We start from the raw sequence: 25,833 nt of genomic DNA on the forward strand, positions 1-25,833 counted from the left end.
TCGCCCGCATCAGGGCGTTTGCTTTCGTGGGACGGATACCTGAACCAACCGTCACCACCGTAAAAAGTTCGATGAACTTTTAAAACCAGACTCTATAAGGGGCGATGAAAGGCCTGAAAGGGCCGTCTATATGACCGAATCTTCAATGGAAATCGGCACCGTTCGGCTGGACAACCAGACAATAGTCTTTGACTCCACGGAACACATGGTCCAGTCGCTGGGTGCCAACGATGAGGCGCTCAGGATCATTGAGACGGCAAATCCCGAGGTAAGCCTGATGGTGCGCGGCAACGAACTGTCCGTGTCCGGCCCCGCCGCGGAGGTGGAGCAGACCGTACGCCTGGTCAATGAAGTCCGTGTACTGGCCCGTCACCAGACCCGGGTCACACCGCAGGTTCTCGAGCAGTTGATCAGCATGCTCAAGGACCAGAGCACGCACCGCCCGGCCGATGTCCTTACGCAGAACATCCTCTCCACCCGGGGCAAGACCATTCGGCCCAAGACCCTGAACCAGAAGAACTACGTGGATGCGATTGACCGCAACACGGTTGTTTTCGGCATCGGTCCTGCGGGCACCGGCAAGACGTACCTGGCCATGGCCAAGGCGGTGCAGGCCCTGCAGCAAAAAGAGGTCAACCGGATCATCCTCACCCGTCCGGCCGTGGAAGCGGGGGAGCGGCTCGGTTTCCTTCCGGGGACCCTGAGCGACAAGATCGACCCGTACCTGCGGCCGCTCTACGACGCCCTCCACGACATGATGGACCCCGAGTCGATTCCCCGCCTGATGGCCGCCGGCACCATTGAAGTGGCGCCCCTGGCCTACATGCGCGGCCGGACGCTCAACGATGCGTTCATCATCCTCGATGAAGCCCAGAACACCACGCCCGAGCAGATGAAGATGTTCCTCACCCGTCTCGGCTTCGGCTCCAAGATGGTCGTCACCGGCGACGTTACCCAAGTGGACCTGCCCGGCGGCACCGCCTCCGGCCTGCGGATTGTCCACGACATCCTGGGCGGCATCGACGACGTCGCATTCTCGGAACTGCAGGCAGTGGACGTTGTCCGGCACCGCCTCGTCAGTGACATTGTCACGGCCTACAGCGAATGGGACGAGGTCCGGCGCTCCGGGGCAGCCCGCGGAGACGGCGCCCGGTCCAACGACGGCGCCCGGTCCAACGACGGCGCCCGGTCCAACAGCAACGGCCACTCCAGTGCCGGACGCAGCCGGGAGGCCCGCGCATGAGCATCGAAGTGAACAACGAATCCAGTGCACCGGCTGTCGATGAAGAGGAACTCGCCCGGCTGGGCAGGTACCTCCTGGACAGCCTGTACGTCCATCCGGAAGCAGACCTGTCCATCATCCTCGTGGACGAGGACGCCATTGAGAAGCTGCACATCGAGTGGATGGACCTGCCCGGTCCCACGGATGTGCTGTCCTTCCCGATGGACGAACTGCGCCCCGGAACCGCCGGCCGGATAACCCCCGCCGGCGTCCTTGGCGACATTGTGCTGTGCCCCCAGGTGGCGGCCCGGCAGGCCGCCGACGCCGGCCACAGCACCGGTGAGGAGCTGCTGCTCCTGACCACCCACGGCGTCCTTCACCTGCTGGGCTACGACCACGCCGAGCCGGAGGATGAGAAGGAGATGTTCGGTCTCCAGCGCCGCCTCCTTTCCGCCTACCTGGGTAAACAGGCACCCAAGGAGACCCGAAGTTGAGCATTGGTGTCCTCATCGTCATGGCCATGGCTTTCATGGTCCTGGCGGGCCTGCTGACCGCCGCGGAATCGGCATACGGCTATCTGCCCCGGCAGGACGCCGAAGCGCTGCTCCACGGCAAGGCAGGAGCCCCGCTGCGCCGTATCCTGGCGCACCCGGTGGCACACATGCACGCGCTGCGGTTCTGGCGCGTCTGGTTCGAAATGGCCATGGCCGTCTCCGTGGCGACGCTCTTCCAGCTGCTGCTGGACAATATCTGGCTGGCAGGCCTGCTTGCCACGGTGACCATGGCTGCCGTCGGTTTTGTCCTCGTGGGCGTCTCGCCAAGACAGATCGGACGCAAGCACGTCACGGCCGTCGTCGTACTCACGGCCGGACTGGTCCGTGTGCTGCGGACGGTCCTGGGACCGATCCCGGGATGGCTCGTCCGCCTCGGCACCGCCGTCGCCCCCGGCACCCAGGGACCCGATGCCGCGTTCTTCACGGAAGAGGAATTCCGGGAACTGCTGGACCGTGCGTCCGATGCGGACATGATCGAGGATACCGAGGCGGAACTGATCCACTCGGTCTTTGAACTCGGCGACACCAAGGTCCGGTCCGTCATGGTCCCGCGCACGGACATGGTGTGCATCGAAGCCGGCAGCACGCTGCGCCAGGCCATGTCGCTGTTCCTGCGCTCGGGCTATTCCCGTGTCCCGGTGATCGAGGACAGCGCGGACCATCTGGTGGGCATCCTCTACCTGAAGGACGTCGCCGCGCAGATACACAGTGACCCGGAGCGCGCCTCGGTGCAGAAGGTCGAGGATTACGCCCGGAGCGTCCGCTACGTTCCGGAGTCCAAGGCCGTAAGCGAGCTGCTGCAGGAACTGCAGCGCGAATCCACGCACGTGGCGATCGTCATCGACGAATACGGCGGAACGGCGGGATTGGTTACGCTGGAGGACCTGATCGAAGAGATTGTCGGCGAAATCGTGGACGAGTACGACTCGGAGCGCCCCGACATCGAAGGCCTCGGCGACGGCCGCTACCGGGTCAGCTCCAAGACCGGCATCGACGACCTCGGTGAGTTGTTCGGCGTCGAACTGGAGGATGATGAAGTGGACACGGTGGGCGGCCTCCTGGCCAAGGCCCTGGGCCGCGTCCCGATTGTCGGCAGCGAGGTAGTGGTCGAAGGCATCGCCCTCCACGCCGAACGTCTGGAGGGCCGGCGCAACCGTGTTTCGCATGTGCTGGCCTGGAACACGGAAAACGAAGAAATCAGCGATGAGGGCAGAAACCCTGCTCCGCGCACCCGCTCTACAGAATTGGTACCCCGTAATGACTGAACCGCAGTTCCGCGCAGGATTCGTTTCCCTGGTGGGCCGGCCCAACGCCGGAAAGTCCACCCTGACCAATGCGCTGGTCGGTTCCAAGGTGGCCATCACTTCCGCCAAGCCGCAGACCACCCGGCACACCATCCGCGGCATTGTCCACCGTGAGGACTCCCAGGTGATCCTGGTGGATACCCCGGGCCTGCACCGTCCGCGGACCCTGCTGGGCAAGCGGCTGAACGAGCTGGTGGCGGATACCCTGGCCGAGGTTGACGCCGTTGGTTTCTGCCTGCCCGCCAACGAGGCAGTGGGCCCCGGCGACCGCTACATCGCTGCGCAGCTGGCGGCCCTGAAGCGGACACCCGTAATTGCCTTGGTTACCAAGACTGACCTGGTTGACCGCGCCGCCCTGGCCAAGCAGCTGATGTCCGTCACCGCGCTGGGCAATGAAGTGCTGGGGGAGGCAGGATGGGCCGACGTCGTGCCCGTTTCGGCAGCCGACGGATTCCAGGTCGGCACCGTGGCGGAAGTCCTGGCGGGGCACATGCCCGCGTCCCCGCCCCTGTACCCGGACGGCGAACTGACCGACGAGCCCGAAGCCGTGATGGTGGCTGAGCTGGTCCGCGAAGCAGCCCTTGAAGGCGTCCGCGACGAGCTGCCGCACTCCCTTGCAGTGGTGGTGGACGAGATTGTGCCGCGCGAGGGACGCAGCGAAGATAATCAGCTGCTGGATGTCCGGGTCAACCTTTACGTAGAGCGTTCGTCGCAGAAGGCCATTATTATTGGCCGCGGCGGGTCCCGGCTGCGCGACGTCGGAACCACCGCCCGGCGCGGTATCGAGGCGTTGCTGGGCACCAAGGTGTACCTCGACCTGCACGTTAAAATCGCCAAGGACTGGCAGCGGGATCCCAAGCAGCTGGTGAAGCTCGGTTTCTAGTCCGGAGCGGCCCGGTCCCGTATCCACGGGATCTGGCCGTACACTTTGAAGCATTCGTTTGAGCACATTGATTCATGAAGGGGACCGGCTATGTCATCTCGCCGTGCCGCAACGGGCGGCGGCCCCTTGGGAAAACCGACTGCAGGTAAGGGTTCAGCAGAACCAGGCGGCAGGCACCTCTCGAGCGGTGCCGCCGCCGGCCACCCGCTGCTGAAAGGCATTGCCGCGGCACTGGCCCTGGTACTGGTCGGCGGGGTGGTGTTCGGCGCCGTTCAACTGCTGAGGCTGAGGGGTAACTTCGATACCCAGCCCCTGAACCTTGGGTCGGACGACACATCGGTGGAGCAGGTAGATGCCAACACTGATCCCATGCAGATCCTGGTGCTCGGCACCGATCAGCGTGACGGGCAGAACTCGAACAACTCCGACGTTATGATGCTGGTGAATCTCACGGCGGACCGCTCGAATGTCACCGTGGTCAGCTTCCCCCGGGATCTTCTGGTCCCGCTGCCGGCATGCGAGGATCCCGCATCCGGCACGGTGTATGACGCCATGGACCTGGGCCAGCTGAACGGCGCCCTGGGTAACGGCGGACCCGGCTGCACCGTTGCTGCCATCAACGAGGTCACCGGCCTGTCGATCGACCACTTCATGATGGCCGACTTCGATGCAGTAAAGGAACTTTCGAACACCCTCGGCGGCGTGGAGGTCTGCGTCAACCAGCCCGTTGACGACCCGCTCTCCGGCCTGAACCTGCCGGCCGGAGTGAGCAGCGTCCAGGGCGAGCAGGCCCTTGCCTTCCTCCGGACCCGGCACGGGTTCGGCAACGGCGGCGACGAAGGCCGCATCCGCGCGCAGCAAAGCTTCCTGGCTTCCATGGTCCGGAAGGTCAAGGAAGAGGGAACGCTGAACAACCTGCCCAAGCTCTATTCCATTGCGGAGACCGTCACGAAGAACCTCACCGTGGACGAAGAGCTTGCGAACATCCCCGACCTGGTTGCACTGGCCACCCGGCTCAAGGACGTTGACCTCGGCAACGTTGCCTTCGTAACGGCTCCCGTGGTGCCGTATGAATACGACACCAACCGGCTGGTCCTCGACGAGGACAAGGCCCAGCCGCTCTTCGACGCGCTGGTTTCCGACCAGGGCATCACCGCGGGCGCAACTGAGTCACCGGAGGCCACGGAGACGGCCGAAGCGGGCACCCCTGCCGCCCCCGGGACGGCGGAACCTGCCGCCCCCGCCGTCGACCCTGCTGCGGTTCCGGTGACACTGGTCAACGCTTCGGGCACCGCCGGCCGCGACACCGCGGTCCTCGAGTACCTCACCTCCAAAGGGTTCATCCAGGCTCTTGCCGGCGGCACAGCCGGTGCCGAGAGCCCGGCCACCCAGATCTTCTACGGCTACGGATATGAAGAGATGGCCATGGAAGTGGCCCGGACACTTAATATCCCGGGCGTGCAGGTGGTGCAAAGCGGCGCCTACACCGGGGTGTCCGTGGAGATCGGCGCGGACTTCGCCAGCGGTTCCACCATGGGGGACCTGGGCGATCTGGGAGACCTGGACGGACAAACAGCGGCCCAGGTTACGTGCCAGACGGCGTTTGGGAACTAGCTCTTCAGGAACCTGGACGGCTGCGTGTTAGTCTGATCACGTGCACGCAGAGATCCTCCTCCTTAGCTGCCGCGGCGAGGCCACACAAGCACCTGCTTAGGCCGCCCCTCGCTGCGGAGTCTGTGTTGCCCGGCCATTCTTTCTGATGATCGACTAGAAAAGGCCAGACAAACACCATGCGTAACGCACAGCAGCCCTCGGGCATGCCGATCACCAAGTACGTCCCCTTCCACGAGCAGATTGCCGTGGACCTGCCGGACCGGACCTGGCCGGACAAGGTCCTCACCAAGGCACCGCGCTGGTGCGCTGTGGACCTGCGGGACGGGAACCAGGCGCTGATCGATCCCATGACGCCCGAACGCAAGCATAAGATGTTCGACCTGCTGGTGAAGATGGGGTTCAAGGAGATCGAGGTCGGCTTCCCCTCCGCCTCCCAGCTGGACTTTGACTTCGTGCGCCAGCTTATCGAGGGGGACCGGATCCCCGATGACGTCACCATCCAGGTCCTCACCCAGTCCCGGGAGCACCTGATTGAGCGCACCTACGAATCCCTCGAGGGCGCGGACCGGGCGATCGTCCACCTGTACAACTCGACGTCGGTGCTGCAGCGCCGCGTTGTGTTCAACACGGACCGCGACGGCATTGTGGATATTGCCCTCTCGGGTGCGCGCCTGTGCAGGAAATACGAGGAGCAGCTGCGCGGCGTCGACGTCACCTACGAGTACTCGCCCGAGTCGTACACCGGCACGGAGCTGGATTTTGCCCTGCGGATCTCCGACGCGGTCGCGGAAGTCCTGGAGGCATCCCCCGACCGGCAGATGATCCTGAATCTTCCGGCGACAGTGGAAATGACCACGCCGAATGTCTACGCGGACTCCATCGAGTGGATGCACCGGAACATTGCGAACCGCGAATCCGTCATCCTGTCCCTGCACCCGCACAATGACCGGGGCACCGGCGTCGCAGCGGCGGAACTGGGCTACCTCGCCGGCGCGGACCGGATCGAAGGCTGCCTGTTCGGCAACGGCGAACGCACCGGCAATGTGGACCTGGTGACGCTGGGCATGAACCTGTTCAGCCACGGCATAGACCCGCAGATCGACTTCTCCGACATGGACGAGATCCGCCGCACCGTCGAATACTGCAACCAGCTCCCCGTGCCCGAGCGGTCACCGTACGGCGGGGACCTGGTCTTCACCGCCTTCTCCGGCTCCCACCAGGACGCCATTAAGAAGGGCTTCGAGGCCATGGAGAGCCAGGCCGCCGCGGACGGCAAGACGGTGAACGATCTGCAGTGGGGCGTGCCCTACCTGCCGATCGATCCGAAGGACATCGGCCGCAGCTACGAAGCAGTGATCCGCGTGAACTCCCAGTCAGGCAAGGGCGGCGTGGCCTACCTGCTCAAGAATGAGCACAACCTGGACCTGCCGCGCCGCGCGCAGATCGAATTCTCCGGAGTGATCCAGCGCCGCACGGACACCGCCGGCGGCGAGATCACCGGAGCAGAGCTCTGGAAGGTGTTCCAGGACGAGTACCTGCCGCACACACCGGAGTCCGACGCCGCCGCCTGGGGACACTACGAGCTGACATCGGTAAACGCGGACTCGGCTGCCGACGGGCGCTTCAACCTCACCGCCACCCTGAGCGCGGACGGCATAGTGAAGCGGCGGATGGCCAGCGGAACCGGTCCCATTGCGGCGCTGCTGGAAATCCTGGGCCAGGACGGGATCGACGTCCGGCTGCTCGACTACACCGAACACGCATTGTCCGCCAGCGGCAACGCGCACGCCGCGGCGTACGTTGAGCTGGCCGTGGGGGAGCGGGTGCTGTGGGGTGTGGGGATCGATCCCAACACGACCATGTCCGCGTTGAAGGCCGTCATCTCGGCCGTAAACCGGGCCATCCGGGACCAGTCCTAGGCTGCCCGGAGGCACGCCGGGCGGCAGCGGTCCGCCGGGCGTGCCCGGGCATGGGAAAATAGGTTTCGTGGCCAAATCCTTTGCATCCCGCACCTATCGGGATGACGCGGTTGTCCTGCGCACCCATAAGCTGGGCGAAGCGGACCGCATCCTCGTCCTCCTCACCCGCGAGCACGGGCAGGTCCGTGCCGTGGCCAAAGGCGTTCGACGGACTTCAAGCAAGTTCGGCGCCCGGCTGGAACCCTTCATGGTCGCCGAGCTGCTGCTCGCGCACGGCCGAAACATGGACATTGTGACCCAGGCCCAGACCAAGGGCGCCTACGGGCATGGCATTGCAGCCGATTACGCCCGCTACACGGCCGCGGCCGCCATTGCCGAAACCGCGGAGCGGCTGACCGACATCGACGGCGAATCCGCCAAGGCCCACTACCAGCTGGTGATCGGCGCCTTTGCGGCCCTCAGCCGCGGTTCCCACGCCCCGGAGCTGATCCTGGATTCCTATCTGCTGCGCGCCCTGTCCACCGCCGGGTGGGCACCGAGCTTCACCGACTGTGCACGCTGCGGGGCCCCTGGCCCGCACACCGCGTTCTCCGCACCGCTGGGCGGAGCTGTTTGTGCCGCCTGCCGGCCGCCCGGCTCGGCGTCGCCGTCCCCGGAGACCATGGTGCTGCTCGGCGCGCTGCTTACCGGCGACTGGCCCACAGCCGACGCCTCCGGCCCGCAGCCGCGCCACGAGTCCGCCGGCCTGGTGGCCGGATATCTTCAGTGGCACCTGGAACGGGTGCTGCGGTCCCTTCAACATGTGGAGCGTGTCTGACCTTGCGTTCAAAATCTTCCGCTGCCAGGCCGGCAGGACCCGTGAGCAGGCCTGCTCCGCACCCCTCCGGCGCGGTTCCGCCGCAGGTTCCGGCCGAACTGGTGCCAGCCCATGTGGCGATCGTGATGGACGGCAACGGCCGCTGGGCGAACCAGCGCGGGCTGCCCCGGACCGAGGGACACCGCGCCGGGGAGGCAGCGCTGCTGGACGTCATGGCCGGCGCCATCGAGATGGGCATCCGCCATGTTTCCGTGTACGCGTTCTCCACGGAGAACTGGAAGCGTTCCCCGGAGGAGGTCCGCTTCCTCATGGGCTTCAGCCGGGATGTGCTGCGCCGGCAGCGGGACCAGCTCAACGAGTGGGGTGTACGGATCCGCTGGTCAGGGCGCCGTCCGCGGCTTTGGCAAAGCGTGGTGCGGGAACTGGAAATTGCGGAAGAGGAAACCCGCAGCAACACCGTGTGCACCTTGAACATGTGCGTGAACTACGGAGGCCGGGCCGAGATCGCCGACGCCGTCGCCGCCATTGCCGCCGACGTCCAGAAAGGCAAGCTGCGGCCGGGATCCATTTCCGAGAAGACCATCCAGAAATACCTGGACGAACCGGACCTGCCCGACGTCGACCTGTTCCTGCGCACCTCGGGGGAGCAGCGGTTCTCCAACTTCATGCTCTGGCAGTCCGCGTACGCCGAGATGGTCTTTATGGATACCCTCTGGCCGGACGTAGACCGGCGGACCCTGTGGGAAGCGGTGGAAATCTACGCCCGCCGGGACCGCAGGTACGGGGGTGCCGTAGACAAGGCGGCCGGTGGCACGGACGCCGACGAAGCGGATCGCCAGACATCTGCCGCTGCACCTGACAAGGCAGGAGTTAGCGCGGGAGGATAAAGGCCCTGGACCAGCGCTGGATCCCCTCGTAGACCCGGGTGCGGACGGGCAGCGCGGAAAGCAGGGTGTCATGCAGGGCACCGTCGAACCGGTACACGGTGATCTCCGGGCCAAGCAGGACGCCGCGCTGCACCATCAGGTTTACGTCCAGCACACTGTCGGTGCGCAGCATCAGCGGATTCCATGTGGGGGCGATCGTGGAGGCCGCAGAGGCCAGCAGCAGCACCGGGACCCGGATGTCGAGGCCCCGGGCAACCCGGGCGTGGCCCGCGAGCACAGCCCTGAGCCAGCCGGCGCGGACCGGGAAGCTGAACGGCGGCCGCCAGAGCGGATCCACGTCCCACTCTCCGTCCATCGCTGAACTAATGCTCCGGAAGTAGAAACCGAACTCAGGGATCTTCAACCGTGTACGGGGCCTCCGGCGGGCGACCGGTTCCAGCAGGCCGTTGGTGGCGAAGCGGAGCATGGAACTGCCGCTGAGTTCCAGCCATGGACTGTTCAGGATCAGTGCCTGCAGGCGCTCGGGGAAACGGTCGGCCCAGAGTGCGGCGACCAGCCCGCCGGTTGAGTGTGCCATCAGCGTGGTGCGCATGCCCGCGCCGAAACGGGCCTGGATATCGGCCTCCATAGCCTCGAGCGCCGCCTCGATATCGGCGTCGTACTCCGCCAGGTCGCTCACATAGCCCTCCGACTGCCCCGGGCGCAGGCTTCTGCCGTACTTGCGCAGGTCGAGGGCGTAGAAGGCCGCACCCTGCTCGGCCCAGAACCGGGCCAGGTCCGCCTGGAAGAAATAGTCACTCCATCCGTGCAGGTACAGGACGGCATCGATTTTGCCTTCGGCCGGGACGGGCGGAACCGGCGGACAGTACGAAACCAGGGTGGCAACCACCGGGCCTTCGTCGTCTTCCCCAAGCTCGAGGGTCAGGCTGCGGAACCCGTCGCCGAGAACATCAGGTTTCCAAGTGGGGTGTTTCCGGCGCATGCAACCGACATTAGCCGACCGCGCGCCGGTTTGCCGTTGGGGTTTGGCACACGGTGCAGGTTCTGCAATCTTTGACGTATGCGCATCTATCCCGCCTTCTTCCGGCTCGTTTTCTCGGGCATGGACCCCGAACTGGCCCACCGGATCGGTTTTGTCCTGATCCGTGCCGCCGCCCGCACGCCGGCCGGACCGGTACTGCGCCGCCTGATGCGCCCTGCCCCGGTACTGCGGACCGAGGCACTGGGCCTTACGTTTCCGTCCCCGTTCGGGTTGGCTGCAGGATTCGACAAGGAAGGCTCGGGCATTGTTGCCCTCTGCAACCTGGGCTTCGGACACGTGGAGGTGGGTACCGTGACCGCCTCCGCGCAGCCGGGCAATCCGAAGCCGCGCCTGTTCCGCCTGGTCGAGGACCGGGCGGTGATCAACCGGATGGGCTTCAACAATGACGGCGCCGCGGCTGTGGCGCCCCGGCTGGACAAGGCCCGGCAGGCACTGGCAAAAGCCTTCGGGACGCCGCGCCCCGTCATCGGTGTCAATATCGGCAAGACCAAGACCGTCGAGCTCGCGGACGCCGTTGAGGACTACCTCGCCAGCACCCGGAACCTCGCCCCGTATGCGGACTACCTCGCCGTAAACGTCAGCTCACCCAACACGCCCGGGCTGCGGCTGCTGCAGGACATTTCCACTCTGCGGCCGCTGCTGGCCCAGGTGGGCAGCGCCGCAGACGAGGCCGCCGGCCGGCACGTCCCGCTTCTGGTCAAGATCGCCCCGGACCTGAGCGACGCGGACATTGACGACGTCGCCGAGCTCGCCCTGTCCCTGAAGCTGGACGGGGTGATCGCCACCAACACCACCATCACCCGGGAAAACCTGGTGACCGACCCGGAGCGCGTCATTGCCTGCGGCGTCGGCGGGCTCAGCGGTGCACCGCTGAAGAAACGGTCCCTCGAGGTGCTGCGGCGGCTGCGCGCCGGGCTGGGGGAGGACGGTCCGGCCATCATTTCCGTCGGGGGAGTGGAAACGGCTGCCGATGTGCAGGAGCGCCTCGATGCCGGTGCGGTCCTGGTGCAGGGGTACACCGCGTTCCTGTATGAGGGTCCTTTCTGGGCGGCACGGATTAATCGGGGCCTGGCCCGGTCCCGCCGTTAACGCAATGAAAGGGCCGCCCGAGGGCGGCCCTTTCATTTTTTATACGGAAGTTGTCTTGGGAAACCTTTAGGAGGGGTACTGGCCGCGGCGGACCTGCGGCTTGGGCAGGCGGAAACGCCGCAGCTGCAGGGAACGGGAAACCCCGTACCAGACATCACCGGGGTTGGGTCCGCCGAACTTGGCCGTCAGGCGCTTCCGGATCTGCCGGCGCAGCATAAAGCTGTCCGCAATGACCAAAAGGATCAGCACCCAGAAGGCAGCCATCACAATCAGCTGGACATCGACGCTCGGGATGAAGCTGAACAGGACGAAGACCAGCGCAGCGATCATGATGAATTCGCCGATGTTCCAGCGGGCATCAACAATGTCCCGGACAAACCGCCGGTTGGGGCCCTTGTCCCGGAGGGGAAGGTAACGCTCATCGCCGGTGTCCAGGGCGCGGCGGGTCTTCATCCGCTCCTCCCGGAGTGCCTCGCGGTTGGCAGCCTTGGCCGCCTTCCGGTCATCAGGAACCAACGGCCGCCGGCGGGCGGCTACCTGGTCCTTGCGGCGGGGCGTCGGGGCACCCTTGCCCACCCGTACGTTGGCTGCCTGGTCAGCGGCAGCTGCCTGGTCCACAGTTTCCTGCGCGGTGGGCGCTTCTTTCTTTCGTCCGAACACATCCCAAGGATACCGTGAAAGATTGTAGGGTTTTGGCTATGACTTCCAACCCCACTCCAGACGCAAATCCCTCATCCGCGGATGTCCATGAGGACGCCCTCCGTGCCAGCGTGGCCGCGGATTTCCCGCGGACCGTCGAGCAGCTCAAGTCCCTGGTGAGCATCCCGGGCATCGCGTGGGACTCCTTTGATCCCGAGCACCTGAACCGCAGTGCCGCCGCCGTCGCCGAGCTGGTCCGCGAAGCCGGCATCGAAGACGTCCACGTGCTCCGCGTGGACAACAACGGCACCCCCGGCGGCCCCGCCGTCGTCGCCCGCCGCCCTGCGCGGGCCGGCGCGCCCACCGTCCTGCTGTACGCCCACCACGATGTCCAGCCGCCCGGGGACCCGGACCTCTGGGAATCCGACCCCTTCACCGCCGAAGAGCGCAACGGACGGCTCTACGGCCGCGGCGCTGCTGATGACAAGGCCGGCATCATGGCGCATATCGGTGCACTGCGTGCCCTGGAGGACGTCCTGGGGGAGGAGTCCGGCGTCGGCGTCACCCTGTTCATCGAAGGTGAGGAAGAGGCTGGATCCCCGACCTTCCGCACCTTCCTGGAGACCTACCAGGACCTGCTCCGCGCCGACGTTATTGTGGTTGCCGATTCGGGCAACTGGAAGGTAGGTGTACCGGCGCTCACCACGAGCCTGCGCGGGTTGGTGGACGGCACCGTGGAGGTGCAGGTGCTGGACCACGCCGTGCACTCCGGGATGTTCGGCGGTCCGGTGCTGGACGCGCCCACCCTGTTGGCCCGGCTGATTGCGACGTTCCATGACGACGCCGGCGACGTCGCCATCGCCGGACTCGTGTCCGGTGACGACGCCGCCGTGGAGTACCCCGAGGCGGACTTCCGTGCCGATTCGTCGCTGCTCGACGGCGTCCGGCTCGCCGGAACGGGCTCCATTGCCTCCCGGCTGTGGACCAAACCCGCCCTGTCGATCATCGGCATAGATGTACCGACCGTGGCGATGTCCTCCAACACCATCCAGCCCAAGGCCCGCGCGAAGTTCAGTCTGCGCCTGGCCCCCGGGCAGAGCCCGGAGGAGGCCATGGCAGCCGTCGAGGCACACGTCCAGGCTCATGCTCCCTTCGGTGCCAAGGTCACCTTCACACCGGGGGAGCAGGGCAATGCCTTCGCCACCGACACCACTGCCAGCGCCGCACGCACCGCGTTGTGGGCCCTCGAACGGGCGTGGGGAGTGGAGCCGGTGGAATCGGGCATGGGCGGATCCATCCCGTTCATCTCGGACCTCGTGGAATTGTTCCCGGAGGCGCAGATCCTGATCACCGGCGTCGAGGATCCGGATTCACGTGCCCACAGCGCCAACGAATCACTGGACCTGGGCGACTTCCGGAACGCCATCCTGGCCGAAGCGCTGCTCCTCGCCCGCCTTGGAGCCGTTGCAGGCTAGGAAAAAGGACCAAAGCAGGTGCCGGGCGGGAATTCTTTTAGGCCCGGCACCTGTTAGATCGTTGGGGGCCAGCAGACGTACCATTGAGACACTGGTCCGGCCCGCGGCAGGCGATTCAAGGCGTGCACGCGGAAAGACCAGCTGAGGAAAGAGAGAAACTATGAGCGTTTCCACCAGCGAAAACACGACCGCTGCAGCAGAGGCCGAGCTGCCCGTACACGAAGTACTGCTGTCTGATGTAGCCGCACAGAAGGTCCGCAGCCTGCTGGAGCAGGAAGGCCGCACCGACCTCCGTCTCCGTGTGGCAGTCCAGCCCGGAGGCTGCTCGGGACTCATCTACCAGCTCTACTTCGACGAGCGCGTCCTCGACGGCGATGCCGTCCGTGACTTCGACGGCGTCGAGGTCATCGTGGACAAGATGAGCGTCCCCTACCTGTCCGGCGCATCGATCGACTTCGAGGACACCATCTCGAAGCAGGGGTTCACCATCGACAACCCCAATGCCGGCGGCTCATGCGCCTGTGGAGATTCCTTCCACTAGGAACCATGGCTGCGGCGGCCCGCAATAGGAGCATTAAACGCCCGGCGCGGCGGTGATCTGTCACTGGATCGCCGCGCGTACGGGTAAGCTCTACACGTAGTAGTAAAACTAATGTCCGTAAACGGGAACTTTTTTGTCTCCGTACGGACAGCACTTGCACGCAACAAGAGGAAGGGCCGTCTGTGAGTTCGCAGGACCGAACCAGCAGCCGACGCGCCAGGATCTTAAAGATCTCAGCCGCAACGTCGGCCGGCGCGTTGTTTTTATCGGGGTGTTCATCGGAGGCTCAAACGGGCTGGTTGCCGACGGACCGCGACACCACTAACCACACCGGCCGGATCATTGACCTTTGGGTCAACTCGTGGATCGCTGCCTTGGCTGTTGGTATCCTCACCTGGGCTTTGATCCTGTGGTGCATGGTTGCCTACCGCCGCCGCAAGAACGAGACCGGGTACCCGCGCCAGCTCAGCTACAACCTGCCGCTGGAGATTTTCTACACGGCCGTGCCGCTGTTCATGGTTCTGGTGTTGTTCTACTTCACCAACCAGGACATCAAGGCAATCAATGCAACCAGCGATGACCCGGACCGGGTCATCATTGATGTGCGCGCCAAGCAGTGGTCCTGGGACTTCAACTATGTCAACGAAGACAAGTACTACCAGGGCGTTCAGGTAAACCTCGACGGCCAGGAAGTCGAGCAGGATGAGTTCCCCACGCTGGTGCTCCCTGTTGACCAGACCATCGAGCTGCAGCTCAACACCCGCGACGTCCAGCACTCCTTCTGGGTGCCTGCGTTCCTGCAGAAGATGGACGTCTACCCCGGCCGCACCAATGTCATCACCCTCGAAACCGGTAAGACCGGAACCTTCGACGGTAAGTGCGCCGAGCTCTGCGGTGAGTACCACTCCGAAATGCTCTTCAACGTCAAGGTTGTCACCGAAGCCGAGTACGACGAGTACGTAGCCGGACTGCCCACCGGGCAGGTCGACGAGGACTACGACCGCCAGTACAACTCAGAATCTAGCGAAGTTAGGAAGTAGGTGACGTCATGACTACTCTCGAATACACTTCGGAAGATTCCGGCACCAGGGTTGCGCCACGCGTAGTACCCGTCTCCAAGGGACGAATCGTTGTCAGCTGGATTACGTCCACTGACCACAAGACGATCGGGTACATGTACCTGATTGCCTCGTTTATCTTCTTCTGCCTCGCAGGCGTGATGGCACTGGTCATCCGCGCGGAGCTGTTTGAGCCCGGTATGCAGATCCTGCAGACCAAGGACCAGTACAACCAGCTGTTCACGATGCACGGCACCGTGATGCTCCTGATGTTCGCCACCCCGCTGTTCTCCGGTTTCGCGAACGTCATCATGCCCCTGCAGATCGGTGCACCGGACGTCGCCTTCCCGCGGCTGAACGCCCTGGCGTTCTGGTTCTTCCTCTTCGGCAGCACCATCGCCGTCGCCGGCTTCATTACGCCGCAGGGCGCTGCGTCCTTCGGCTGGTTCGCCTACACCCCGCTGTCCAGCACCACGTTCTCTCCGGGCGTGGGCGGAGACCTCTGGGTCTTCGGCCTGGCACTGTCCGGCTTCGGCACCATCCTCGGTGCGGTCAACTTCATCACCACCATCATCTGCATGCGTGCCCCGGGCATGACCATGTGGCGGATGCCGATCTTCACCTGGAACACCCTCGTGACGGCCATCCTCGTCCTGATGGCGTTCCCGCCCCTGGCAGCTGCACTGTTCGCCCTCGGCGCGGACCGGCGCTTCGGAGCGCACATCTTCGATCCGGAACGCGGCGGCGCCATCCTGTGGCAGCACCTGTTCTGGTTCTTCGGCCACCCCGAGGTCTACATCATCGCCCTGCCGTTCTTCGGCATCGTGTCCGAGATCTTCCCGGTCTTCAGCCGCAAGCCGATTTTCGGCTACAAGGGCCTGGTCTACGCAACCATCGCCATCGCCGCACTGTCGGTGACGGTCTGGGCGCACCACATGTACGTGACCGGCGCAGTAATGCTGCCGTTCTTCGCCTTCATGACGATGTTGATCGCGGTGCCTACGGGCGTGAAGTTCTTCAACTGGATCGGCACCATGTGGCGGGGGTCCATTACCTTTGAGACCCCCATGCTCTGGAGCATCGGCTTCCTCATTACGTTCCTCTTCGGCGGTCTGACCGGCATCATCCTGTCCTCCCCGCCGCTGGACTTCCACGTCTCGGATACGTACTTCGTGGTGGCACACTTCCACTACGTCATCTTCGGCACCGTGGTGTTTGCGATGTTCGCAGGCTTCTACTTCTGGTGGCCCAAGTGGACCGGCAAGATGCTCAACGAACGCCTGGGCAAGATCCACTTCTGGCTCCTGTTCATCGGCTTCCACGGCACCTTCCTCATCCAGCACTGGCTGGGTGTCCTGGGTATGCCGCGCCGCTACGCCGACTACCTGGTGGAAGACAACTTCACCGCGATGAACCAGTTCTCCACCATTGCCTCCTTCGTCCTGGGTGCCTCGATGATCCCGTTCTTCTGGAACGTGTACATCACCTGGCGCCACGGCAAGAAGGTTGAAGTGGATGACCCCTGGGGCTTCGGTGGCTCGCTCGAGTGGGCAACTTCCTGCCCGCCGCCGCGCCACAACTTCACCTCGCTGCCCCGGATCCGTTCGGAGCGTCCGGCACTGGACCTGCACCACCCCGAGCTGCAGCAGCACGTCACTGACGATTCCGCGGCTGCCAAGGTATTCGGCCCCGGCGACCGGAAGGAAAAAGTCTAATGAAGGTTGAGACTAAACTCTTCGCTTACATGGCGCCGTTCTTTGTCGTCGTCGGCGTGGTCTACGGCTACCTGGTGGAGTGGACGGAGCCCGTCGGTTACCTGGCGCTCTTCCTCACCGGCGGCATGTCCGGCATGATCGCCTACTACATCGGCTTCACCGGCAAGCGCGTCGGCCCCCGGCCCGAGGACCGCCTGGACGCCGAGATCCACGAAGGATCCGGCGAACAGGGCTTCTTCAGCCCCTGGAGCTGGTGGCCGCTGCTGCTGGGTGCCTCCGCCGCTATCGGCTTCCTGGGCATGGCAGTGGGCTGGTGGATCCTGTACATCGGGGCCGGCCTGGCCGTCATCGCGCTGGTTGGCTGGGTTTTCGAGTACAGCCGCGGAAACCACGCCCACTAGGGACTGCATAACAGCATAAAAAGGAAGGACCCGCAGGAGACTGCGGGTCCTTTCTTTTTGCGTTGGTCCGCCCACCTCAGGACAAGGAGCGGTGCAGGGGAGGGGTGGTGCAGGGAAACCGGTATTCTTAGACGGCAGCACTTTTCCCAGCCGGAGGGGCGGAATAGAAACATGCACGTTACGGGTCCGTTCATTCGCTCGGAATACAACCGGTGAGCAATCACCGGCTGCGCCTGATTACCGAGGGCATCGATCCCGCTGCGGGCATCGCCAAGCACGTGCAGCTCCAGGGCATCCTCCGCCGGTTCGTGGAAACGCATGCCGGGGCAGGGGAGATCATCCCGTCGGAGCGCGAGCTCTCCGAACACTTCTCCGTCGCCCGCATGACCATCCGCCAGGCCGTGGACGCCCTGGTGGCGGACGGCGTCCTGGAGCGCGTCGTCGGGCTGGGGACCTTCGTGGCACGCACGAAGATGGACCTGCAGGTTCAGCTGACCTCCTACTCCGAGGAAATGCACCGCCGCGGCATGGTCCCTGACGCACATGTCCTGAGCTTCGAGCAGATCGGTGCCTCGCAGCTCGTGGCGCGCGAGTTGCAGATTGAACCGGGCCAACCGGTTATCCGCTTCCGCAGGCAGTTGCTGGCGGACGGCGAACCGATGAGCGTGGATGAAAACTTCATCCCGGCGCACTACGTACCCGGCATTCTCGAGGAAGAGCCGCCGACGTCGCTCTACAACGTGCTGAGCGAGCGGTACGGCCTGGTGATGGAGTGGGGCGAGGACACCATCGAGGCAACAGCGGCGTCGGCCTCCATCGCCCGCCTGCTCAACGTTGAGCTCGGCGCACCGGTGCTGAAGATCCAGCGACACGCCTATGTGTCACGGGCAATGGTCGACTACTCGGTGTCCTACTACCGCGCGGACCGCTACAAGCTCTGGGTTCCGCTGCAACGGCCCGGAGTACGCACCCCCCGCTCCTACCACCCGCGCCGGCGACCGAGCGTCTGAGCGCCACCCAGGGGGCCGCAGGCCCCACCCAGAAACCACAGCAGGAAGAGGAACACCACTATGGTCACCATCCGGATGTACAAGCGCGACGAGGCGGGAGTGCTCCATTTCCGTGAGGCGCTCTACGACGAGGACGAGGGGCAGTTGATGCTGTCCTCCGGCCCCGTGGGCTACGAAGGCTCGGCGAAGGTCCAGGACGTGGCGCCCGAAGCCGCGGAGGGCCTCCTGCACGCCTTTGCCGTCACCTCGGAGGAAGAGGGGTACGCGGAGATTGATCCGGCAGACCAACACTGGGTCATCGTTCAGTACGCACTCAAGACCGCCGCCGGCACCGAGCGGGACCGCTACCTCGAGCACAAGGCCACCCAGGCCATTTCGTCGTACTTCCTGTGGCGGGGGCTGGGGGAGGTGGACCACACGGAGTTCGCACCGCGGAAGCTGAATATCTATTGCCTGGTCCCGGACGTGAATAAGGCAGTCGCAGGCCTGAAGGTAGTGCTGCGGGATCCGCTGCTCGACTTCACCAAGCTCACCATCGGATCGGCGCCCGTGGCCGACCTGACGGCCCTGAAGCAGCGGTATCCGCTTCCGGCCAAGCGGCCCTTCACGCTGGCCTAGCGAACTAAGCACCGGCGCGTCGCCGCTGCGTGCAGATAACAAGAAGAGGGCCCGACCGGATAATCCGGTCGGGCCCTCTTCTTACACTGCCTTGCGGCTAGCGCTGTTCGATCGATACCTGGTCGTCAGCCTTGGCTGCAACCTCGGACGGCGATTCGTGGTGATGCGCATTCTCCAGTTCGGACGGCGTCACCGGAGCAACGCGGTCCTCGAAGAAGAAGCGGGAAAGCTTGGCGCGTCGCTTCTCCTTCCGGGAGATCTTGCCGTTGGCGTCCGGCTGGGCCGGGAGCGCCTTGTAGGAGTCAAAGTCCACCAGGCGGTAGCGCTTGTACTCGTCCAGCGGCTCGTGCACCTCGATGTACTCGCCGTGCGGGAGACGGACGATGCGTCCGCTCTCAACACCGTGAAGGACAATCTCGCGGTCCTTGCGCTGCAGCGCCAGGGCGATGCGGCGGGCAATGATGAAGCCCAGGATCGGACCGACGAAGAACAGGACACGGAGCCAGTACGTCACATCGTTCAGCGACACGTGGAAGTGCGTGGCGATGAGGTCGGAGCTGGCAGCAGCCCACATAACGCAGTAGAACGTGATGCCTGCAACGCCGACGGCGGTGCGGTACGGTGCGTTGCGCGGACGGTCCAGCAGGTTGTGGACCCGCTTGTCCTTGGTCAGCCAGGCTTCGATCCACGGCCATGCGAACAGCAGGGTGAAGACGAGGCCTGCCGGGCCCAGGGCCGGCAACAGCACGTTCAGCGACAGGGTGTTATCGCCCCACGGGAACGGAATGACCCACTCAAGCGGGAACGCGCCGAGGTAGCCGGGCATCAGGCGCAGGGCGCCGTCAACCCAACCGATGTACCAGTCAGGCTGGGTACCGGCGGACACGGGGGAGGGATCGTAGGGACCGTAGTTCCAGATCGGGTTGATGGTGAAGAAGCCCGCGATGATTGCAATCACGCCGAAGACGATGAAGAAGAAGCCGCCGGCCTTCGCTGCGTAGACCGGGCCGACCGGGTAACCGACAACGTTGTTGTTGGTCCGGCCGGGGCCGCGGAACTGCGTGTGCTTGTGAATGACCACCATGAACAGGTGGATCGCAATCATCAGCAGGATCAGCGCCGGAACCAGGAGGATATGCAGCATGTAGAGACGGCCGATAATCGCGGTTCCGGGGAATTCACCTCCGAAGAGGAAGAAGCTGATGTAGGTGCCTACTACGGGGACAGACTTGATAACGCCGTCGATGATGCGCAGGCCGTTGCCGGAGAGCAGGTCATCGGGGAGGGAGTAGCCGGTGAAGCCCGCAGCCAGGGACAGGATCAGCAGGACACCGCCCACCACCCAGTTGAGTTCGCGCGGCTTGCGGAAGGCTCCGGTGAAGAACACGCGGAGCATGTGCACCGAGACGGCCGCTACGAAGAGCAGGGCCGACCAGTGGTGCACCTGGCGCATGAAGAGGCCGCCGCGGACATCGAAGGAGATGTTCAGGGAGGATTCATAGGCCACGGACATTTCCACGCCGCGCAGCGGCACGTAGCTGCCTTCGTAACGCGTTTCCGCCATGGACGGATCGAAGAAGAACGTCAGGAACGTTCCGGTCAGCAGCAGAATGACGAAGCAGTAAAGCGCAACTTCGCCGAACATGAACGACCAGTGGTCGGGGAAGATCTTGCGGCCCAGCCCCTTGACCATGCCGGAGCCGTTGACCCGTGAGTCAACGAAGTTGGTGACGCGTCCCAGACGGGTTTTGGCCTCGTAAGGGGTGGCAGAGGTAACACTCATGGTTAGCCACGCTCCCAGTAGCTCGGTCCGACAGGTTCTTCGAAGTCGCGCTGGGCGACCAGGTAGCCCTCGCTGTCGACCTCGATCGGCAGCTGCGGCAGTGCGTGTCCGGCCGGTCCGAAGATGACTTTGCATTCCTGCGTGACATCGAAGGTCGACTGGTGGCACGGGCACAGCAGGTGGTGCGTCTGCTGCTCGTAAAGGGCAACCGGGCACCCAACGTGCGTGCAGATCTTGGAGTAGGCGACAATGCCGTCCACTGCCCAGTCTTCGCGGCCGGGGGAGGGGTTCAGGTCCTCGGGGTTCAGGCGCATCAGCAGGACAACGGCCTTGGCCTTTTCCTCGAGCTTGTGCTCGTGCAGGTCGTTCAGACCGTCGGGGATGACGTGGAACGCCGAGCCCAGGGTGACATCCGATGCCTTGATCGGGGTGCCGCTGGGGTCGCGCACCAGGCGGGTACCCTCTTTCCACATCGTGTGGCGAAGGGTGTTGCCCGGAAGCGGGCCGAGGTCCCGGAAGACGGCGATAGCCGGCAGCGGTGCCAGCACCATGGCGCCGAGGAGGGTGTTGCGGATCAGGGGACGGCGCTTGATGCCCGTTTCCTCGATGATGTCCCCAACCATCTTCTCCGCGACGACGCGGTCCTCTTCAGGACGGATCTCGTGACGCTCTTCGGTGATCTCGTGGTCCGGCATAAGCGTCTTTGCCCAGTGGACAATGCCGACGCCGATGCCGAGCATCGCGAACGCGGTGCCGAGCCCCAGGAGGATGTTCTGCAGCCGCAGTTCAGCGATGCTGGCATCATCCAGGTGGATGCTGAAGTAACCGATGAAAAATACGATGGTGCCGATGATCGACACGATGAACAGGCTCGCCACCTGCCGCTCTGCCCGCTTTTCGGCGCGGGGATTTGTGTCGGCTAGACGAGGGCGGTGTGGGGGAAGTCCCGGATTCTGGAACTTCTCCTCATCTCCCTGGCCAGCCGTAGCGACGGTGCCCGAGGTGTTCGGACTGCCGTGACTATGGTCGCCCATGATCCCCCTCATCCTTCTCTGAAAACTGCATTTATAGACCTATATGTAACTGTGATGTCACCCGTGGAGGTGAGCGCGGCTGTGGTTAGGAAGACCGGGAGGTCAACCAGATGGTGAAAGCGATGATGATTCCCAGACCGGCGGTCCAGATGAACAGACCCTCGGATACCGGACCGAGCGAGCCCAGCTGGGCTCCACCGGGGGAGCCGCTGGTTTCAATGTCCTTGAGGAACGTGATGATGTCCTGCTTGTCCTCGGGAGTGATGTTGGTGTCACTGAAGACAGGCATGTTCTGCGGGCCGGTGACCATGGCCTCGTAGATGTGCTTTTCGCTGACGCCGTCCAGGCTCGGAGCGAACTTGCCCCGGGTCAGGGCGCCGCCGGCAGCTGCTGCGTTGTGGCACATCGCGCAGTTCACGCGGAACAGCTCACCGCCGTTGGCGGATGCCTCTTCATCGGTGGTGTTCGGCTCAAGGTATTCCGAGTCCGGAACCGAAGGGCCGGCACCGAGGCTGGAGACATAGGCGGCCAGTTCGGCGGTCTGGTCTTCGCTGAACTGGACCGGCTTCTCCTGGGCCTGCGGGCCCTGCATGGCCATCGGCATACGGCCGGTGCCCACCTGGAAGTCGACCGATGCTGCGCCGACGCCTACCAGCGAAGGCCCGTTTTCGGTGCCCGTGGCTTCAATGCCGTGGCACGTTGCACAGTTGGCGACGAAGAGCTTCTCGCCCTCGTTGACGTCTTCGGCAGTGTACGTGGTGGTAGCTGCCTGGGCCTGGTTGGCTCCGTTGGCTACGGCATAGAGACCACCCGTAACGAGGAGTCCCAGCAGCAGCAGCGCGACTGCTGCGAGGGGATGACGCCGCCTTTGCGATAGTGCCTTCACTTCGTAGTTCCTAACTTATGTGGTCTTTGGGAAACTGGTGCCACTTTGAAGTATTTCGTGGGGTGCGGGTCCTCAAGCAGTGTTACTTGAGGAAGTAAATGATGACGAACAGGGCAATCCAGACCACATCGACGAAGTGCCAGTAGTACGAGGTTACGATCGCCGAAGTTGCTTCGAAGTGTCCGAAGCGCTTGGCGGCGTAGGCACGGCCGATGATGAAGAGGAACGCGATCAGGCCGCCGGCCACGTGCAGGCCGTGGAAACCGGTGGTGATGTAGAACGCGGAACCGTAGGAGTTCGACGAGAGGGAGACGCCTTCAGAGACGAGCATGGCGTATTCGTAGGCCTGTACGGAGACGAAGATTGCTCCGAGGACGAAGGTCAGCAGGAACCACTCAGTCATGCCCCAACGGGAGAACTTCAGGAGCCCTCCGGTGCGGCGAGGCTGAAGTCGTTCTGCGGCGAAGACGCCGAACTGGCAGGTGAAGGAGCTGGAAACAAGGATCACCGTGTTCACGAAAGCGAACGGAACGTTCAGCTTCTCGGTCTCCATGGCCCACAGATCGGCCGAGACCGAGCGAAGAGTGAAATACATGGCGAAAAGAGCAGCAAAGAACATCAGTTCGCTGGAGAGCCACACCACGGTTCCTACGGAAACCATATTGGGGCGGTTCAGCGTGGGGTGAGCCGGGGTACTGGGGGCATGGGTCGCTGTTGTCACATAGACATTATGGCGGTAAAACTGCCCAGTTCTCCAACAGATCGGGGCCGACGGCGCGTCCAAAGCGGGCAAGGCCGCCCCGGATCCCAGTATTGGCGCGGAAATAGGCCTCACAGAAAGAAATCAGCTTTTTCTACGAAACGTAGATAACCTAGGGTGTGTGACTACGATTCCGAGTTCCGGTGACACCTGGCCGAGCCTGATTAATGCCCTCATCGGAGGCGAAAACCTCTCTACTGAGCAGACCCGATGGGCCATGGCCACCATCATGGCCGGGAATGCCACGGACTCCCAGATTGCAGGGTTTCTCGTGGCGCTGCGCGCCAAGGGTGAAACCGTTGACGAGCTCACCGGGCTGGTCGAGGCGATGGTTGCCAGTGCGCGGCCCATCAACATCCCGGGGGAGACCCTCGATATCGTGGGCACAGGCGGGGACCGCCACAACACCGTCAACATTTCCTCCATGGCAGCCCTCGTGTGTGCCGGAGCGGGCGCGAAGGTGGTCAAGCACGGGAACCGTGCTGCGTCGTCGGCCTCCGGATCGGCGGATGTCATCGAAGCACTGGGGGTCCGGCTGGATCTGTCAGTGGAGCGGGTGGCTCAGGCTGCCGTTGAGGCCGGCATCACGTTCTGCTTTGCCCAGGTCTTCCACCCGTCCATGCGGTTTGCCGCCGTGCCGCGCCGCGAGATGGGCGTGGCCACCGCCTTTAACTTCATGGGGCCGCTGACGAATCCATCCAACCCCAGCGCATCGGCCATTGGCGTCGCAGACGCCCGGCTGGCACCGCTGATGGCCGGCGTGCTGGCTCGGCGCGGTGTGCGCGCCCTGGTGTTCCGCGGCGGCGACGGGCTGGACGAGATGACCACCACCGGTGTCTCTACCGTCTGGGAGGTCCGTAACGGGGCCGTAGAGGAGTCCGTAGTGGATCCCTTGGATCTCGGGATCAGCAGGGCCACGCTGGAGGATCTGCGGGGCGGTGACGCCGCCGCGAATGCGGCAGTGGTGCGCAGTGTGCTGGCGGGGGACAAGGGGCCGGTGCGGGACGCCGTCGTGCTGAACGCGGCCGCGGCGCTGGTGGCCCTGGACCGCGAGGCGGACGGCCCGCTGATTGACCGGCTGTCCCGCGGTTTGGTCCGTGCCTGCGACTCGATCGACAGCGGTGCGGCCCAGGCCGCACTGGAGCGCTGGGTGGCCGTTACGCAGTAAGCGGGGCCGGCAGGCCGCCGGCGGCTGCTAGCTGTCGAAGCCCAGCGAGAAGGCCGCGTCCAGGTCATGCTGCGAGTAGGCACGGAACGCAATCTGCGTGGTGGTTCCGATCACCCCGTCGACCTTGGACAGGCGGTTGGCAATCGCATCGGCGAGGTCCTCATGGCGCTGCACCCGTGCGATGGCGATCAGGTCGCATTCGCCGGTCACCGAGTAGACCTCGCTGATGCCGTCGATCTCGGAGATTTCCTCGGCGCATTCCGGAATCCTGGCGGAGTCTGTCTGGATGAGTACAAAAGCGGTGATCATGGAGGGGCCTTCCCTGCGGGTCTCTTAGTGCGGCTGTGTCTGAATGCGGCGCTGTCTGCTGTTGCTCTCTCTGAGCCTAGTGGATTGAACGGCGCCGGCGGCGGGCGATCATTGTCCACGCCGCGCGCTGGCCGAGCAGGAACGCCCCGAGCACTGCCAAGGTGACCACCTGGAAGCTGACGGCAGTGCCGCCGCCGGCCAGCGCACGGATACCCAGGCCGGCGGCCACGGTTCCGAGCCAGATGACGACGCCGTCGGGCCATAGCCGTGCCGGACGCCGCCAGGCGCGCATGGCCCCCCACGAGAGCAGGCATGCCAGCAGGAAAGGTAGTGCGGTAGTGAGGATGCCGAGTACGGCCAGGCCGTGTTCGTGGCTTTGCCGGCCGAGGGCGGCGAAAACGACGATAAGGACGAGGTCCGAGGCGAGGACCCGGGGCCAGGTCCGGACGGCTGGGGCAGATCGGGTGGCCGTGTCTGTCATGGGGTGCCCTCCCGGACGGGAATGGTGCGGTTTTCGCGGACGTAGGGGCCGAGGAGTTCCCGAACGCGCTCCTCGACCGTCTCCGGCCCGGTGCCGGACTCCAGCAGCCTGGTGGACGAATGCACGATGGCGTTGATGAGCTCGGCCGTCACCGCCGGATCCGGAACGCCCATCACAGTCAGCGTCTCCACCAGCGGAGTGAGCAACTGGCGGTGCATCATGGCACTTTGGTTGTCCAGTTCCTCGCCGGGGGCGACGGCGGCCAGCGCGTTGCCGACGGCGTGCTCACCCTCCGCGACCAGGCGGATGTTCGTCAGCACGTAGGCCATGATGCGGTCCGCGGGTTCCGGCTCCGCATCCATGGCTTCCCGCACCCGCTGCGTCCAGCGCGGGAAAACGTCCAGCACCAGGGCGTGGAGGAGATCCTGGCGGGACTTGTAATACTGGTAGGCGCTCGGGCGGGCGAGGCCCGCCAGTGCGGCCACTTCGGCCATGCTGGGGGCCTCGCCGGTGCGGGCCAGGAGGGTGCGTGCCGCGTCCAGCAGCGCACGCTGCTGTGCCGCCCGGTGTTCGGCCACCGTGGGGGCAGTGATTCGGGGCACTTATGCCCTCCTGTTCGTGCTG

26 protein-coding genes are annotated in these 25,833 nt (G+C 64.5%); 17 read left to right on the plus strand and 9 right to left on the minus strand.

What is annotated here, in order from left to right:
* Positions 1-145: 145 nt before the first annotated feature.
* The 8 genes from LOC56_RS08435 (at position 146) to LOC56_RS08470 (ending at position 9,200) form a co-directional block, all read left to right on the plus strand.
* Complete coding sequence (locus LOC56_RS08435) at positions 146-1,243, plus strand: PhoH family protein (RefSeq protein ID WP_442860086.1); 1,098 nt, start codon at positions 146-148, stop codon at positions 1,241-1,243.
* Positions 1,240-1,716, plus strand: a complete 477-nt coding sequence (ybeY, locus tag LOC56_RS08440) for an rRNA maturation RNase YbeY (RefSeq protein WP_229951829.1) — start codon at positions 1,240-1,242, stop codon at positions 1,714-1,716. Before LOC56_RS08435 ends, ybeY begins: the two co-directional genes overlap by 4 nt.
* A gap of 20 nt (positions 1,717-1,736) precedes the next feature.
* Positions 1,737-3,041: a hemolysin family protein gene (locus tag LOC56_RS08445; RefSeq protein ID WP_442860087.1), complete on the plus strand. Its 1,305-nt coding sequence runs from the start codon at positions 1,737-1,739 to the stop codon at positions 3,039-3,041.
* Positions 3,034-3,963: a GTPase Era gene (era, locus tag LOC56_RS08450; RefSeq protein WP_229951831.1), complete on the plus strand. Its 930-nt coding sequence runs from the start codon at positions 3,034-3,036 to the stop codon at positions 3,961-3,963. The genes LOC56_RS08445 and era overlap by 8 nt, the downstream gene beginning before the upstream one ends.
* Before the next feature lie 90 nt (positions 3,964-4,053).
* Positions 4,054-5,577 (plus strand): LCP family protein, encoded by a 1,524-nt coding sequence (locus LOC56_RS08455; RefSeq protein WP_229951832.1) that lies wholly within the window; start codon positions 4,054-4,056, stop codon positions 5,575-5,577.
* A 176-nt stretch (positions 5,578-5,753) separates the two neighbouring features.
* Positions 5,754-7,496: a 2-isopropylmalate synthase gene (leuA, locus tag LOC56_RS08460; RefSeq protein WP_229951833.1), complete on the plus strand. Its 1,743-nt coding sequence runs from the start codon at positions 5,754-5,756 to the stop codon at positions 7,494-7,496.
* Between the two features lie 67 nt (positions 7,497-7,563).
* A complete protein-coding gene (gene recO / locus LOC56_RS08465) occupies positions 7,564-8,313 on the plus strand; it encodes a DNA repair protein RecO (RefSeq protein ID WP_229951834.1) in 750 nt (249 codons plus the stop codon).
* A gap of 41 nt (positions 8,314-8,354) precedes the next feature.
* On the plus strand, positions 8,355-9,200 hold the full coding sequence (locus LOC56_RS08470) for an isoprenyl transferase (protein WP_442860082.1): 846 nt from the start codon (positions 8,355-8,357) through the stop codon (positions 9,198-9,200).
* Here LOC56_RS08470 and LOC56_RS08475 read toward each other — a convergent pair.
* Positions 9,184-10,182, minus strand: a complete 999-nt coding sequence (locus LOC56_RS08475; RefSeq protein ID WP_229951835.1) for an alpha/beta hydrolase — start codon at positions 10,180-10,182, stop codon at positions 9,184-9,186. The two genes, LOC56_RS08470 and LOC56_RS08475, sit on opposite strands and share 17 nt — an antisense overlap.
* A gap of 78 nt (positions 10,183-10,260) precedes the next feature.
* On the opposite strand from LOC56_RS08475, the gene LOC56_RS08480 reads away from it, so the two are divergent.
* Positions 10,261-11,331 (plus strand): quinone-dependent dihydroorotate dehydrogenase, encoded by a 1,071-nt coding sequence (locus LOC56_RS08480; RefSeq protein WP_229951836.1) that lies wholly within the window; start codon positions 10,261-10,263, stop codon positions 11,329-11,331.
* A 66-nt stretch (positions 11,332-11,397) separates the two neighbouring features.
* Here LOC56_RS08480 and LOC56_RS08485 read toward each other — a convergent pair whose 3' ends face one another.
* The gene (locus tag LOC56_RS08485) at positions 11,398-11,991 is read right to left on the minus strand and encodes a DUF3043 domain-containing protein (protein ID WP_229951837.1); all 594 of its coding nucleotides are present in this window, start codon (positions 11,989-11,991) and stop codon (positions 11,398-11,400) included.
* 38 nt (positions 11,992-12,029) lie between these two features.
* Between LOC56_RS08485 and LOC56_RS08490 the strand changes: the two genes are divergently transcribed.
* From LOC56_RS08490 to LOC56_RS08520, 7 genes are all read left to right on the plus strand, one after another.
* On the plus strand, positions 12,030-13,445 hold the full coding sequence (locus LOC56_RS08490; protein WP_229951838.1) for a dipeptidase: 1,416 nt from the start codon (positions 12,030-12,032) through the stop codon (positions 13,443-13,445).
* Between the two features lie 160 nt (positions 13,446-13,605).
* On the plus strand, positions 13,606-13,986 hold the full coding sequence (locus tag LOC56_RS08495) for a HesB/IscA family protein (RefSeq protein WP_229951839.1): 381 nt from the start codon (positions 13,606-13,608) through the stop codon (positions 13,984-13,986).
* A gap of 182 nt (positions 13,987-14,168) precedes the next feature.
* Positions 14,169-15,026, plus strand: a complete 858-nt coding sequence (gene ctaC, locus LOC56_RS08500) for an aa3-type cytochrome oxidase subunit II (protein ID WP_229951840.1) — start codon at positions 14,169-14,171, stop codon at positions 15,024-15,026.
* Between the two features lie 8 nt (positions 15,027-15,034).
* Positions 15,035-16,759 (plus strand): aa3-type cytochrome oxidase subunit I, encoded by a 1,725-nt coding sequence (gene ctaD / locus LOC56_RS08505; RefSeq protein ID WP_229951841.1) that lies wholly within the window; start codon positions 15,035-15,037, stop codon positions 16,757-16,759.
* A complete protein-coding gene (locus LOC56_RS08510; RefSeq protein WP_229951842.1) occupies positions 16,759-17,160 on the plus strand; it encodes a cytochrome c oxidase subunit 4 in 402 nt (133 codons plus the stop codon). Before ctaD ends, LOC56_RS08510 begins: the two co-directional genes overlap by 1 nt.
* A 212-nt stretch (positions 17,161-17,372) precedes the next feature.
* A complete protein-coding gene (locus LOC56_RS08515) occupies positions 17,373-18,170 on the plus strand; it encodes a GntR family transcriptional regulator (RefSeq protein WP_442860083.1) in 798 nt (265 codons plus the stop codon).
* A 60-nt stretch (positions 18,171-18,230) separates the two neighbouring features.
* Positions 18,231-18,788, plus strand: coding sequence for a hypothetical protein (locus LOC56_RS08520; RefSeq protein WP_229951843.1), 558 nt, complete (start codon positions 18,231-18,233; stop codon positions 18,786-18,788).
* 97 nt (positions 18,789-18,885) lie between these two features.
* Here the strand turns inward: LOC56_RS08520 and qcrB are convergent, their stop codons facing one another.
* The 4 genes from qcrB to ctaE all read right to left on the minus strand — a co-directional run bounded on the left by qcrB (position 18,886) and on the right by ctaE (position 23,212).
* A complete protein-coding gene (qcrB, locus tag LOC56_RS08525; RefSeq protein WP_229951844.1) occupies positions 18,886-20,571 on the minus strand; it encodes a cytochrome bc1 complex cytochrome b subunit in 1,686 nt (561 codons plus the stop codon).
* 2 nt (positions 20,572-20,573) lie between these two features.
* A complete protein-coding gene (gene qcrA / locus LOC56_RS08530) occupies positions 20,574-21,605 on the minus strand; it encodes a cytochrome bc1 complex Rieske iron-sulfur subunit (RefSeq protein ID WP_229951845.1) in 1,032 nt (343 codons plus the stop codon).
* Positions 21,606-21,690: 85 nt separating this feature from the next.
* Entirely contained in the window at positions 21,691-22,491 is an 801-nt protein-coding gene (gene qcrC, locus LOC56_RS08535) for a cytochrome bc1 complex diheme cytochrome c subunit (RefSeq protein WP_229951846.1), read from the minus strand.
* An 82-nt stretch (positions 22,492-22,573) separates the two neighbouring features.
* Positions 22,574-23,212, minus strand: a complete 639-nt coding sequence (gene ctaE / locus LOC56_RS08540) for an aa3-type cytochrome oxidase subunit III (protein WP_229951847.1) — start codon at positions 23,210-23,212, stop codon at positions 22,574-22,576.
* A 160-nt stretch (positions 23,213-23,372) separates the two neighbouring features.
* Here ctaE and trpD point away from each other — a divergent pair, with 160 nt between their 5' ends.
* Positions 23,373-24,419, plus strand: a complete 1,047-nt coding sequence (gene trpD / locus LOC56_RS08545; protein WP_229951848.1) for an anthranilate phosphoribosyltransferase — start codon at positions 23,373-23,375, stop codon at positions 24,417-24,419.
* A 27-nt stretch (positions 24,420-24,446) separates the two neighbouring features.
* On the opposite strand, the gene LOC56_RS08550 is transcribed toward trpD, so the two are convergent.
* From LOC56_RS08550 to LOC56_RS08560, 3 genes are all read right to left on the minus strand, one after another.
* On the minus strand, positions 24,447-24,728 hold the full coding sequence (locus LOC56_RS08550) for an Lrp/AsnC family transcriptional regulator (protein WP_227921514.1): 282 nt from the start codon (positions 24,726-24,728) through the stop codon (positions 24,447-24,449).
* A 76-nt stretch (positions 24,729-24,804) separates the two neighbouring features.
* Positions 24,805-25,209, minus strand: a complete 405-nt coding sequence (locus tag LOC56_RS08555; protein WP_229951849.1) for a DUF3054 domain-containing protein — start codon at positions 25,207-25,209, stop codon at positions 24,805-24,807.
* Positions 25,206-25,811 carry a TetR/AcrR family transcriptional regulator gene (locus LOC56_RS08560; RefSeq protein ID WP_229951850.1) on the minus strand — a complete coding sequence of 202 codons (606 nt, stop codon included), beginning with the start codon at positions 25,809-25,811 and terminating at the stop codon, positions 25,206-25,208. The genes LOC56_RS08555 and LOC56_RS08560 overlap by 4 nt, the downstream gene beginning before the upstream one ends.
* Positions 25,812-25,833 lie beyond the last annotated feature (22 nt).

The organism is Arthrobacter sp. zg-Y179, assembly GCF_020907345.1.
Taxonomy (GTDB): Bacteria; Actinomycetota; Actinomycetes; order Actinomycetales; family Micrococcaceae; genus Arthrobacter_B; species Arthrobacter_B jinronghuae.